We start from the raw sequence: 12,957 nt of genomic DNA on the forward strand, positions 1-12,957 counted from the left end.
CCGGTTCTCAAGGTGCACGCCTTCGCGGGTTCCCGGTCCGACCGGGCCGCGCGGCAAGGAGATATATTGCCAGACCGGAGGGGCGCCGGGGGCGGGAATCTGGGCGTACACATTTCCTACATATCTTGTGATCCGACTAACGTTTGCCAGCCGTTACCTACCGCTCGCCGAGCATCTCTTTATATAAGGCAGTCTCATGGTTAAAGCGGATACGTCCCCCTAGCTAAAGCACAGCCAGCATCGAGCAACTCATCACGTTCTTCCACCGAGAACCCCTCGGCGTAGACGCGCACCACTGGTTCGGTCCCGCTAGGACGGACCAGCAGCCACGTGTCATCCTCGAATGACAGACGCAAGCCGTCCATATGACTAACGTTTTGCGGCACCTTGCCACAAATAGACTTGGGGTTTACGCCCGGCAGCAGGGTTCGTAACGTTTCGGCATCTTCGGCCTCAAGGCGCAAATCGCGTCGACCGTAACTCGTCTTACCAAAACTGTCCTCGAGTTGGTCGACCAGAACGCCCAAAGGCGCGTCCGTCTTTGCCATAAGCTCGCACAGAATCAGACAGGCGAGGATTCCATCGCGCTCGGGCATATGCGCGGCGATGCCGATACCACCGGCTTCTTCGCCGCCCATGAGGACGCCGCCCTTCTTCATCTCCGCCGCTATATATTTGAAACCGACTGGTTTGACGGTCACGCGGCAGCCAAGCGCCTCGGCAATGCGACGCACGAGCGTCGAGCATGAAAGATTGACAACGACGCGCCCCTCCAAATTACGAAATTGAACCAAGTCGCCCAAAACGAGCGCCATGATCTGATGCGGATGTATATATCTGCCGCGCTCGTCAACCGCGCCGATACGGTCGGCGTCGCCGTCGGTCACCAGGCCAGCGCAAGCTCCGTCCTCGATAACCGTGCGCTCGCAAGCGTCCACCCACGGCTCAACGGGGTCGGGGCAGATATCTTCTTGGTCAGGTGCCTGCCCGGCATGAATCTCGTGCACCTCAACGCCAAGCTCGCGCAGCAAGTCGGCTAGATAGCCCTGGGCTGCGCCGCCCATGGGATCGACAACCACGCGCAGGTGCGCGGCGCGGATGGCTTCGGCATCAACAAACGATGCCACCGCCTGCATATAGTCAGGAATGATATCCGCGGTGCGATATTGCCCCTCGATCCCCATTGGCTCGGGAGCCATGGTCTCTTCGAGCTCTTCGATGACATCCTGGTTGGCGGTCGAGCCGTCACCCATGCGAATCTTGAGGCACAGATAACCCTGCGGATGATGGGACCCCGTCACCATGAGCGCGCCGCACGCCTCACCGTCATAAGCCGCCGCCCACGTAAGGGCAGGGGTCGGAACAGGTCGCGAAGCGAGCACGGCGTCTAGCCCGTGCGCTGCTAGCACACCCGCCGCAAGCTCAGCGAACTCGCGCGCCAGGGGCCGAGTGTCGAACCCTATATATACCGTTTTGCCCGGATTGGTCTTCTGCCACAACTCGCCGACGGCATCGGCGATACGGGCAACGTTATCGGCAGTGAAATCCTCATCGACGCGAGCGCGCCAACCGTCAGTTCCAAAATGAATTATCGCGCACACGCGCAGACACCTCACAGTGTTTGGATCATGGTACGCATGAGGTATACCCGCGATACACACTCGGCAACCTGCCGGCACCAGCATTCACCATTTGGGCAAATGCTGCCGAGGACATGCAAGCAATAAAAAAAACCGCCCCGTATGGAGCGGTTCTGCCCTTTATATATCGAGCGCCTCGGCCATCGCTGCCGTAGTGATTGCCGTGGTTCCACAGCAACTGCCCACCATTGCGGCACCGGCATGTCTCCATTCGATGCATGCGCGCGCGAAAGCCTCGGGGTTCTCGTGCCATACGGGGCCATCCTGAGTCTGGACCGGATCGCCCACGTTGGGACGCACCGTGACGGGAGTAGTCGCCGATGCAACCATCCTGGGCACTGCCGCGTTCGCAGCCGCAAGCGAACAGCAATTAACACCAACCGAGTTTGCGCCGTGTTTTTCGGCGTACAAAACGGCTGCCTCGATGTTGAGGCCATCGCCCAACAGGTCGCCTTTATCGTCAACGACAAAACTCACCAGGACAGGCATGCCGTCGGCGGCATCTCGGGCGCCGGCAAGCATGGGCTGCAAATTACGGATAGACGTCACCGTCTCGATCAGCAGACCGTCAACACCAGCATTGAGCAAGGCGTGCGCCTGTTCGCGCGCAATGCCTCGGATTTCACGATACTCGGCAGAGTCTTCGGCAAACCACTCAATACCGATCGGGCCCATCGAGCCCAGTAGCAGCTGAGGGTGCGCCTGGCGGGCATCGTCGACGGCTCCGCGATTGACCTCCGCCACGGACGGCGCAATCTGATCGTGCTTGAGGGCATAGCTTGATGCCTGAAAGGTGTTGGTAATGAGCACCTGCGCGCCGGCGGCGACATACAAGCGATGAATACGAGAAACGGTCTGCGGCTCTGCCAGATTCCAAAACGCCGGTGGAATGTCGGCGGCATCGTACTCACTCAACAGAACACTGCCCATGGGACCCTGCGCCAACAAGGTCTCGCTCGACAAGCGGCGCGTAAGCTCCTCGGCACCAAAGCGGTTGTAATAACTCGTATCCATATATATCCCGCTATTCCTCGACGCTGATTCCCTGCTTTTCGAGATAGGCGAGCCATCGGTTCATCGTGTCCTCGGAAAGCGCATGTTCCATCATGCAGGCCTCGGAATCGGCTCGCTCAAATTCGACACCGAGCTCCTGAACCAAAAACGTGCGGATGAGGCGATGACGGTACCAGATAGCCGTACCAACCTCGCGGCCGCGATCGGTCAGGACTACCTTGCCGTAGTGCGATTGCTCGACAAGTTCGGATGCCTTGAGCGCCGAAACCGCTTTATTGACCGATGCCTTGGAGACGCCAAGGCGCTGCGCGATGTCGACCGATCGCACGCCGTTGGTTTCCCCCTCTTCGCTTTCAATGCGAACCATGCACTCCAAGTAGTCTTCGTTCGCCACCGTCAGATGTAGTTCGCGCGAGCTATTTATCGTATCCATGATCTTCCGTCCCTTCTGCATTCATTGGCTGATTCTACCCCATCCAAGCGTCGCGGTATGCCGCGGCATACCGTGCTAGAGTTCTTGTTGCACACGACGACCAAGATTGGAGCGGTCTTTATGGAAAACACCACCACGAACCCCGATGTCCTCGAGCGCTTTTTGCGCTACGTCCAGATCAACACGCAGTCCGAGGATGCAAACTGCGACCAGGTACCCTCGAGCGCTGTTCAGTTTGATCTTGCCAACGTACTGGCTGAAGAACTGCGCGAGCTTGGTGCGGAAGATGCCCACGTGACCGAGCACGCCTATGTCTGCGCGCATATCCCCGCAAGTGCGGGCGCTGAGGACAAGCCCGCCCTGGGCCTGATCGCCCATCTCGACACCACCGAAGTTGCACCGGGCGCCGGCGTGAAACCGCACATCGTACACTACGAAGGCGGCGACCTGGTCTGCGGCACGGTTGACGGTAAGCCCGTTGCCATGAGTACCGCCAAGCTTCCCGCCCTGAACGACCTCGCGGGTGAGGACCTGGTCTGCAGCGATGGCACCACGCTGCTGGGCGCAGATGACAAGGCAGGCGTCGCCGAGATCATGTCGCTTGTCGCGCGTATCGCTCAGGACCCTTCTCTGCCCCATCCCGCACTCGGCATTTGCTTTTGCCCGGACGAGGAAATCGGCCACGGCGCCGAGCTGTTGGACATCGACGCTTTTGGCTGCAAGTACGCCTACACGGTCGACGGCGGCCCCATCGGCGAGCTTGAGTGGGAGTGCTTCAACGCCGCCGAGGCAACCGTTAGCTTTGAGGGCCAGTCCATCCACCCGGGCGACGCCAAGGGCCGCATGGTTAACGCGGGCAATCTGTTCTGCGACTTCAATGCCCTGCTCCCCTACGTGCAGCGCCCGGAATACACCGAGGGCTACGAGGGCTTCTATCACCTTGAGGGCGTGTCTGCTACCGTCGACCACGCTACGGCGCGCTATATCGTCCGCGACCACGACGCGGCGAAGTTCCAGCAGAAACTCGATCTGATTGATTCCGCCGCCGCCATGCTCAACCAGCGTTTGGGCGAGGAGCGCGTGACCGTGGAGATTAAGCAGCAGTACCGCAACATGGCCGAGATCGTATGCGATTACCCCGAGCTGATCGACGTCGCCAAGGAAGCCTACCTTGCTTGCGACGTTGAGCCTCAGGTGCTGCCGATTCGCGGTGGCACCGACGGTGCGCAGCTGTCGTTCCGCGGCCTGCCCTGCCCCAACCTTTCCATGGGCGGTTACTGCTACCACGGCGTTAACGAGTTTGTCCCGGTCAGCTCGCTCGTCAAGATGACCGACGTGCTCCAGGAGCTCGTCACCCGCTTTGCATAAGCCTGGCTGCACAAGTCCAAAAGACGAATCGCCCCGTCCTCAACCGAGAACGGGGCAATTTTTTTGCTGCAATGAGAACAGGTTGACGCACGCCAGCCTCTTAACGCAAGGAGTGTCCCAAACTGCCGGCACAAAAGGAACGTCCCCAAGTGCCGCAAAATGACGACATCCACTCTCGCTTTGTGGGTAGTCATTGGGGACGTTCTTGTTTGACTAGTCGTTTAAAAACGTCCCCAATGACTACCCAACGACTAGTCCGGACCAAGGCAACGCCGATGTTTTGGCAACGACAGCGAAAACCCGCCAGAGCGAGCAAGGTGCCTTTAAATGAGAGGGCGCTGACCTTCTGGTCGCGCCCTTGAAGTTGAACGTCAGATTGTCCAAATGCGGCCCGCGCAGCGTCGAGCCGTTACGGCGTTTGGCAAAACGCCGTAACTTAGTAGTTGGCTTCGTAGCCGTTACCGTCGCCGGTCGGCTCTTCGTAGTAGTCCGAATCGCTCGAATCGCTTGAGCCATCGGAATCGTCAGAGCTGACCGATGAGGTTGCGGTACCGTTTGCGTAGTCGTCAGACGTGTTGTTGTTCAGGTCGCCGATCGTAGAGCTGGAACCGTCGGAAAGACCCATGGTGTTTGGACCCTTGGGATCCTTGCCGGCATCGACGCGCTCCATCATTTCCTTGAGCTCGTCCTCGTAGACAAAGACGTAGCTCACACCGTCGATCATGGTGCTGTCGTCGGCGTACGAGGGCAGGTTGGCCGAGTAGATACCGTCGACATCCATACCGCGCATGGCGTTGACCGTAGAGACGATATCCTGAACGCTCATATCGGTTACGAGCATATCGGACAGCGAATTAACCAGACCAAAGATCTTCGTGGCATCGAAGTTATTGAGAATCTGGTTGGCAAGGGCGCCAAGCACCTGACGCTGGTGGCGCATGCGCGTGTAATCGCCGTCGGCATAGGTGTAGCGGCAGCGGGCATAGGTAAGGGCGGTGGCGCCGTCCATATGCTGCTGACCAGCGGTAATCTTAATATCCAGGTGCTCGGGGTCGTCAACATCATCGGTTGCGTTAATGTCGATACCGCCAACCGAATCAATCAGCGCCTGCATACCGTCGAAGCTGACCTCGGCATAGTGGGAAATCTGAACACCGCACAGCTCGTTGACCGCCTCGACCATGGCCTCGGCGCCGCCAACGGTATGGCAGGCGTTGATCTTCATGGTCTCGCCCTTGTACACGACCTTGGTGTCGCGCGGAACGGAAATGAGCGTCGCCTGCTTTTGCGTGGGGTCGATGCGTGCCAGGATAATCGAGTCGGCACGATACGTATCCTCGCCCGGACGGCCGTCGGTGCCAAGAAGCAGCACGTAGAACGGATCCTTTGCCTCATCGGTGTCAACCAGAACCCGACGCAGATTGTCGGTAATGACATTAGAATCGCCGAGCTTGCCCATAATGGTGGCAAACCACAGGCCGGCAGCGGTAGTGGCACTCAGCAGCACGCCAAGCACGACAATGAGCGCGACGTGACGAATCGTGTGGCTACGACGACGTTGGCGAGCGCGCTCGGAATAGCGAGCCACGTTATCGCGACTGTAGATCTTGGCCTGCGCACCAGTTGAGGGTCTTCGGGTGGTGGTATCCGCGAGGGGCTTTTTATTAAACATAGGCAACCTGTATTAGTAGATGACGGGATCGGGGACGGTAGCATGCTCGACATGCGCGCCGAGCGCCTGCAGCTTTTCGACAAACTGCTCGTAGCCGCGCTTGATGTGATGGATAGCCGAAACCTCGGTCGTCCCGTCGGCGATCAAGCCCGCTACGACGAGGGCCGCTCCGCCACGCAGATCGGGCGAGGTAACCTGTGCGCCCGAGAAGCCCTTGACGCCATGAATCATGGCATGATGGCTCTCGATACGAATGTCGGCACCCATGCGCACCAGCTCAGAGGCAAACATAAAGCGATTCTCGAAGATGTTTTCGGTAATAACGGAACTGCCGTCGGAGAGGGCGGAGAGCACCATAATCTGCGCCTGCATGTCGGTCGGGAAGCCGGGGAACGGAAGCGTCTGGATGTCGACCGGCTTGATATGCTCGGCACGGTTCACATGGACGCCATCCTCGACGCGCTCGCAGTCGATACCCATGAGCTCCATCTTCTTGAGCACCATGCCCAAGTGAATGGGGCAAAAGCCCGTGACATCGACACCGCGATCGTCTGCCATCAACGCACCGGCGACGATAAAGGTACCGGCCTCGATGCGGTCGCCCACTACGCGATGGGTAACAGGATGCAGCTCTTCCACGCCCTCGATGGTCACGACAGGCGTACCGGCGCCAACAATCTTGGCGCCCATTTCGTTGAGCATGTTGGCGAGATCGACGATCTCGGGCTCGCGGGCGGCATTGTCGATAACCGTGGTGCCCTGCGCGCGCACGGAGGCCATGATGAGGTTCTCGGTCGCACCGACGCTGGCGAACTCGAGCGTGACGGTGGTGCCGCGCAGGCCCTGAGGCGCGCTGGCGTTGATATAGCCGTGGGCGGTATCAAACTCGACGCCCAGGGCCTCAAGACCAAGAATGTGCATATCGATCTTGCGAGCACCCAGATTGCAGCCGCCCGGCATGGCGATCTTGGCGCGATGGAAGCGACCCAGCAGGGGCCCCATGACGGCGGTGGAAGCACGCATCTTGGCAACGAGCTCGTAGGGGGCCTCCCAGGAATCGACCTGAGAGGTATCAATCTCGAGCGTGTGCTCGTCGAGAACATCGATCGTAGCGCCCATGCCCTTGAGCACCTTGCCCATCACGTGGACATCGGAAATATCGGGCACGTTCTGCAGCGTCGTCTTGCCCGGCGCCAGAAGCGTTGCCGCCATGAGTTTGAGCGCAGAGTTCTTAGCACCCGAGACGGGCACGGAGCCTCCGATGGCGTGGCCACCCTCAACGCGGATAATATCCAAGGTCTACCCTTTCAAAAAGCATGCCCGGGGTGGCTAGGCCATCCCGGGCATGATGTGTTCGCAAATGGTCGAACGCTAAATCGTTTGACTATTGGGCAAGCTTGAGCTTACACCATGCGATTTCATTATAGAGGTAGGCGCGGCGTGCATCATCCTCCGACAAATTACCCAGCTTCTCTTCAAAACCTTGAATATCAGCTTTAACCTTGTCGGCATCGACGGTCGCCAAATCGCAAGCGCGCTCGGCGAGGACGGTCACGACATCGTCCGCAACCTGGGCATAGCCGCCGGCCACGGCAAACGTGTGGTCGACAGTGCCCATGGCCTTATCGGAAACGCGAACGTAACCGCGGTCGATCGTGCAGATCTCGCTGGAGTGAGCAGGCAGAACGCCAAACTCGCCATCCGTGGACGGAATCGACACAAACGCAGCGTCGCCCTCATAGGCGCAGCTCACGGGGCACACGATGCGGATACGCATAACCTACTTCTCCCCCATCTTGCGGGCGCGCTCGCGCACGTCCTCAATCGTGGAAGCATAGCGGAAAGCCTGCTCGGGCAGGTCATCGGCCTTGCCGTCGACAATCTCGGCGAAAGAGCGGACGGTATCCTCGACGCGGACGTAGACACCGGGGTTACCGGTGAACTTCTCTGCGACGTGGAAGGACTGCGAGAGGAACTGCTGAATCTTACGGGCACGGTTGACCGTAAGGCGCTGCTCCTCGGACAGCTCGTCCATACCCAGAATGGCGATGATGTCCTGAAGGTCGGAGTACTCCTGCAGGAGCTCCTGGACCTTGACGGCGACACGGTAGTGCTCCTCGCCGACGATCGAGGGATCGAGAGCGTCGGAGGAAGATGCGAGCGGGTCGATAGCCGGGAACAGGCCGAGCGACGAAATGCTACGCGAAAGAACCGTGGTGGCGTCGAGGTGCGTAAACGTCGTGGCAGGCGCCGGGTCGGTCAGGTCGTCTGCGGGGACGTAAACAGCCTGGACGGAGGTAATGGAGCCCGTCTTGGTCGAGGTAATGCGCTCCTGGAGGTCGCCCATCTCGGTTGCCAGCGTGGGCTGGTAACCAACGGCGGACGGCATACGGCCCAGCAGTGCGGAAACCTCGGAACCGGCCTGGGAGAAGCGGAAGATGTTGTCGATGAACAGCAGAACGTCCTGGCCGCGATCACGGAAATACTCAGCGGTGGTAAGGCCAGCCAGACCGATGCGCAGACGCGCTCCGGGCGGCTCGTTCATCTGACCATAGACCAAGCAGGTCTTGTCGATAACGCCAGACTCGCTCATCTCGAGGAACAGGTCGGTGCCCTCGCGGGTACGCTCGCCGACGCCGGTGAACACCGAGGTGCCGCCGTGCTCCTGGGCGAGGTTGTTGATGAGCTCCTGAATCAGAACGGTCTTGCCGACGCCGGCGCCGCCGAACAGGCCCGTCTTGCCGCCACGGATGTAGGGCTCGAGCAGGTCAACGGCCTTGATGCCGGTCTCGAAGATCTCGGTCTTGGTGGTGAGCTCGTCAAAGCGGGGCGCTGCATGGTGGATGGGGTAGAACTCCTCCACCTCGGGCATGGGCTTGCCGTCGACGGGCTTGCCCATAACGTTCCAGATTCGGCCGAGCGTCTTGGGGCCAACGGGCATCTTCATGGGCTCACCGGTATCGGTGGCGATGAGGCCGCGCTGCAGGCCGTCGGTCGAGGACATGGCGACCGTGCGGACGACGCCGCCCGGAAGCTGGCTCTCGACCTCGAGGATCGTGCTCAGATGACCGATCGGGGTCTCGGCCTCGACCGTGAGCGCGTTGTAGATCGGGGGCACCGCGCCGTCAAACTTGACGTCGACGACAGGGCCGATGATTCGCACGATGCGACCATCACCGGCAGTCGTCTTCTTGGTGGCTTCCTCGACCGCAAGCTTTACGGTGTTATTAGCCATTACTGTTCCTCCAATGCTGAGGCTCCGCCGACGATCTCGTTGATCTCGGTCGTGATCGAAGCCTGGCGCACGCGACTATACGTGCGGGTAAGGGTCGAGATGATCGCGGTGGCGTTTTCCGTTGCGGAGTGCATGGCCTTGCGGCGTGCACCCTGCTCGGCGGCCGCCGAATCGATCAGGGCCTGGTAGATGACCGTCAGGATATACGACGGTACAAGCTTGCCGAGAACATGCTCGGGAGAGGGCACGAACTCGAACGTGGACGAGATGCGCTTAGGGGCGTCGGTCTCGTTCTTACGCGGACCGTGGGCCATAGCGATCATCTCGGGATCGAGCGGCAGCAAGTGCTCGACGCGAAGCTCCTGATCCACGCGGTTCTTGGCGTGGTGGTAGACAAGCTCGACACGGTCAAGCTCACCGGCACGATACGCATCGCAGATATGAGAGGAAATCATGCGAGCCTGATTGAAATCGGGCTCGGAGGAATTGCCCTCAAAGTGCATGATGACGTTTGCGCGGTCGCGGAAATACGTGGCCGGCTTGCGTCCGCACGCGATGATCTCGCACTCGATGCCGTCGTTCGCCCAAGAAGCGGCGAGCTTTTCGGCTGTGCGCTCCACCGTCGTATTGAAACCGCCGGCAAGGCCGCGGTCCGAGGCAATGACGACAATCAGGCCACGCTTAACGCTCTCATGCTTCTGCAGCATGGGATCGGTGCCCGAACAGGAGGCGTCGCCGGCGACCGTCAACATGACGTCGGTCAGCGCCTCCTTATAGGGCTCGGCCTGCTTGGAGCGATCGAGGGCACGACGGATCTTGGCCGTAGAGACCATCTCCATCGTGCGCGTGATCTGCTTGGTCGTGGTAACCGAGGAGATTCGCTTCTTAATGTCGCGAAGGTTGGCCATAGGGCTTAGTTCTCCTCTGATCCAGTCGTATCGGCATGGTGCTTGGCCATGAACTGCTGCTTAAAGTCACCGATGACGCGCAGGAGCTCAGCCTTGGTGTCATCGTCGATCTTCTTGGCGCGAACCTTGTCGAGCAGCGAACCAAAGCCATTGTCCATGTACTCGATGAGCTCGGCACGGAAGGGCAGCACGTCGGCGATCTCCAGGTCATCCAGGAAGCCCTCGTTGCCAGCGAACAGCGTAACGATCTGCTCGCCAACCTCAAACGGCTTGTAACGCGGCTGCTTCAGGAGCTCGGTCATGCGAGCACCATGGGTCAGCTGCTTCTGAGTAGCCTCGTCGAGGTCGGAGCCGAACTGCGTAAAGCCAGCGAGCTCCTGGTACGAAGCGAGGTCCAGACGGAGGTTGCCGGCGACCTGCTTCATGGCCTTGGTCTGCGCATCGCCACCGACGCGGGACACGGAGATGCCCACGTCGACTGCCGGGCGCTGACCCTGGAAGAAGAGCTCGGACTGCAGGTAGATCTGACCATCGGTAATGGAAATGACGTTGGTCGGAATGTAGGCCGAGACGTCGCCGTCCTGGGTCTCGATGATCGGCAGTGCCGTCATGGAGCCGTAACCGTTCTTCTTGGACATCTTGACGGCACGCTCGAGCAGACGAGAGTGCAGGTAGAAGATGTCGCCAGGATAGGCCTCGCGTCCGGGCGGACGATGCAGCGTCAGCGACATCTGACGGTAGGCCACAGCCTGCTTGGACAGGTCGTCGTAGATGACGAGCACGTGACCGCCGGGGTTGGTCTCGCTGGCGGGCTTGCCGTCCTCGCCATTGTACATGAAGAACTCGCCGATAGCGGCACCGGCCATAGGCGCGATGTACTGCATAGGGGCGGAATCGGCAGCCGTGGCCGAAACGATGATGGTGTAGTCGAGCGCACCGTGCTGAGCGAGGGTCTCGCGGATGTTGGCAACCGTAGAGGCCTTCTGGCCGATGGCGACATAGATGCAGACCATGCCCTTGCCGCGCTGATTGAGGATAGCGTCGATGGCAATGGCGGTCTTACCGGTCTTACGGTCGCCGATGATGAGCTCACGCTGACCGCGGCCAATAGGCACCATGGAGTCGATAGCGAGCAGACCGGTCTGAACCGGCTCGCACACCGGGGTACGGTCGATGACGCCGGGGGCCTTGAACTCGATGGGGCGACGGTGCGTAGCGACGATGTCGCCTAGGCCGTCGATGGGCTGGCCGAGCGGATTGACGACGCGGCCGAGCATGGCGCGGCTCACGGGGATATCCATAATGCGGCCAGTGGTGCGGCACTCGTCGCCTTCCTTGATGGAGTCGACGGCACCGAACAGAACGGCGCCGACCTCGTCACGGTCAAGGTTCTGGGCAAGGCCGAAGACGGTCTCACCGGTATCGGAGCTCTTGAACTCCAGAAGCTCGCCTGCCATGGCGCTCTTGAGGCCGGAGACGCGCGCGATGCCGTCGCCTACCTCGTCGACCGTTGAAACCTCATGCGTATCGACCGTCGCGGAGAGGCTCGTGAGCTGCTCCTGCAGTTTCTTGGCGATATCCTGGGCATTGAGGGTTTCGGACATTAGGCTTCACCTCCGTACGAATTAGCAGAGTTTGCGAGGGTCTCCTGCGCGATGCGCAGCTGCGTCTTGACGGAAATGTCACGACGCTCGCCGCGGGCCTCGAGCACCAGGCCGCCCACGATAGACGGGTCGACCTGCTCGATAAGGAATACCTTGCGGCCGAAGTCCTGCTCGCATTTCTTAGTGATGGTTTGACGCAGCTCGTCGTCGAGCGGGATCGCCGTGGTGACGGTCACGCCCACTACATCCTCGTCTTCCTCGGCAACATACTTAAAGGCAGCTGCCACCTTGGGAAGAAGGTCGAGCTGGTCGCGCTTGGACATGGTGTCGAGCACGGCGATGATCTCGGGGCTGGCAGAAGCCAGGCGCTCGATCATCTCGAGGTCCTCGAACACATGGTTCTCGGCCTTAGCGGCTTCCAGAAGGGAGCGCGCGTAGGTCTCGAGCACCTTGTCCTGATAGCGGCTAGTCGGCATTCAGGCTACCTGCTTCCTGGATGTAGCGCTCGATGAGCTTCTTCTGCTCGGCATCGTCCTCGAGTGCCTCGCCCACGATCTTGGTGGCGACGGCAACGGACAGGTCGGCGATGGAGCTCGCGGCACCGGCGTAAATGGACTTGCGCTCGTCCTCGACGGTCGTATGGGCCTTGGCGATGATCTCCTCGGCCTCCTTGTGAGCAGCCTCGATGATACGGGCGCGCTCGGACTCGGCGTCCTTACGGGCCTCGAGGACGATGTCGGCAGCCTGACGACGGGCGTCGGTGACGATCGAGTCGGACTCAGCGCGCTTGGCGATAGCCTCCTGCTTGGTCTTCTCGGCCTCGTCGAGGCTCTCCTCGATCTTCTTGCCGCGCTCCTCCATGGTTTTCATGATGCCCGGCAGGGCGACCTTGGCCAGCACGATCCAGATAATCAGGAAGGCGATAAGCGCCGGGATGAACTCCGCCATCTTAGGGATGAGGATGTCCGCACCGGCGGCGCCGTCCTCGGCGAACGCGGAAACCGGCATGAGCAGCGCGGCCGCGGACGCGGAGAGTGCAATCGCGCTCTTCTGGGATGAAAGATTCATACTTGACGCTCCGTG

General features: G+C 60.3%; 12 protein-coding genes. 1 reads left to right on the forward strand and 11 read right to left on the reverse strand.

Features of this window, described 5'->3' with window-relative positions; genetic code table 11:
- Nucleotides 1-200: 200 nt before the first annotated feature.
- The 3 genes from AAAV21_RS08865 to AAAV21_RS08875 form a co-directional block, all read right to left on the reverse strand.
- Complete coding sequence (locus AAAV21_RS08865; protein WP_349109017.1) at nucleotides 201-1,601, reverse strand: phosphoglucomutase/phosphomannomutase family protein; 1,401 nt, start codon at nucleotides 1,599-1,601, stop codon at nucleotides 201-203.
- A 159-nt stretch (nucleotides 1,602-1,760) separates the two neighbouring features.
- Complete coding sequence (locus AAAV21_RS08870) at nucleotides 1,761-2,654, reverse strand: homocysteine S-methyltransferase family protein (protein WP_035138801.1); 894 nt, start codon at nucleotides 2,652-2,654, stop codon at nucleotides 1,761-1,763.
- 10 nt (nucleotides 2,655-2,664) lie between these two features.
- Complete coding sequence (locus AAAV21_RS08875; RefSeq protein WP_349109020.1) at nucleotides 2,665-3,087, reverse strand: metal-dependent transcriptional regulator; 423 nt, start codon at nucleotides 3,085-3,087, stop codon at nucleotides 2,665-2,667.
- 120 nt (nucleotides 3,088-3,207) lie between these two features.
- Between AAAV21_RS08875 and pepT the strand changes: the two genes are divergently transcribed.
- Nucleotides 3,208-4,455 carry a peptidase T gene (pepT, locus tag AAAV21_RS08880; RefSeq protein ID WP_349109023.1) on the forward strand — a complete coding sequence of 416 codons (1,248 nt, stop codon included), beginning with the start codon at nucleotides 3,208-3,210 and terminating at the stop codon, nucleotides 4,453-4,455.
- Between the two features lie 436 nt (nucleotides 4,456-4,891).
- Here the strand turns inward: pepT and AAAV21_RS08885 are convergent, their stop codons facing one another.
- The 8 genes from AAAV21_RS08885 to atpF form a co-directional block, all read right to left on the reverse strand.
- A complete protein-coding gene (locus AAAV21_RS08885; RefSeq protein WP_349109025.1) occupies nucleotides 4,892-6,127 on the reverse strand; it encodes an LCP family protein in 1,236 nt (411 codons plus the stop codon).
- Between the two features lie 12 nt (nucleotides 6,128-6,139).
- Nucleotides 6,140-7,423 (reverse strand): UDP-N-acetylglucosamine 1-carboxyvinyltransferase, encoded by a 1,284-nt coding sequence (gene murA / locus AAAV21_RS08890; protein WP_349109027.1) that lies wholly within the window; start codon nucleotides 7,421-7,423, stop codon nucleotides 6,140-6,142.
- Between the two features lie 88 nt (nucleotides 7,424-7,511).
- Nucleotides 7,512-7,904: an ATP synthase F1 subunit epsilon gene (gene atpC, locus AAAV21_RS08895; RefSeq protein ID WP_117630038.1), complete on the reverse strand. Its 393-nt coding sequence runs from the start codon at nucleotides 7,902-7,904 to the stop codon at nucleotides 7,512-7,514.
- 3 nt (nucleotides 7,905-7,907) lie between these two features.
- Entirely contained in the window at nucleotides 7,908-9,362 is a 1,455-nt protein-coding gene (gene atpD, locus AAAV21_RS08900; RefSeq protein ID WP_006235717.1) for a F0F1 ATP synthase subunit beta, read from the reverse strand.
- Entirely contained in the window at nucleotides 9,362-10,270 is a 909-nt protein-coding gene (atpG, locus tag AAAV21_RS08905) for an ATP synthase F1 subunit gamma (RefSeq protein WP_349109029.1), read from the reverse strand. The genes atpD and atpG overlap by 1 nt, the downstream gene beginning before the upstream one ends.
- A gap of 5 nt (nucleotides 10,271-10,275) precedes the next feature.
- Nucleotides 10,276-11,874 (reverse strand): F0F1 ATP synthase subunit alpha, encoded by a 1,599-nt coding sequence (atpA, locus tag AAAV21_RS08910; RefSeq protein WP_117736599.1) that lies wholly within the window; start codon nucleotides 11,872-11,874, stop codon nucleotides 10,276-10,278.
- Nucleotides 11,874-12,350, reverse strand: a complete 477-nt coding sequence (locus AAAV21_RS08915) for a F0F1 ATP synthase subunit delta (protein WP_006235713.1) — start codon at nucleotides 12,348-12,350, stop codon at nucleotides 11,874-11,876. Before AAAV21_RS08915 ends, atpA begins: the two co-directional genes overlap by 1 nt.
- Nucleotides 12,340-12,942 (reverse strand): F0F1 ATP synthase subunit B, encoded by a 603-nt coding sequence (gene atpF / locus AAAV21_RS08920; protein ID WP_006235712.1) that lies wholly within the window; start codon nucleotides 12,940-12,942, stop codon nucleotides 12,340-12,342. Before atpF ends, AAAV21_RS08915 begins: the two co-directional genes overlap by 11 nt.
- Nucleotides 12,943-12,957: the final 15 nt, after the last annotated feature.

Source organism: Collinsella sp. CLA-AA-H302 (genome assembly GCF_040093305.1).
GTDB lineage: Bacteria > Actinomycetota > Coriobacteriia > Coriobacteriales > Coriobacteriaceae > Collinsella.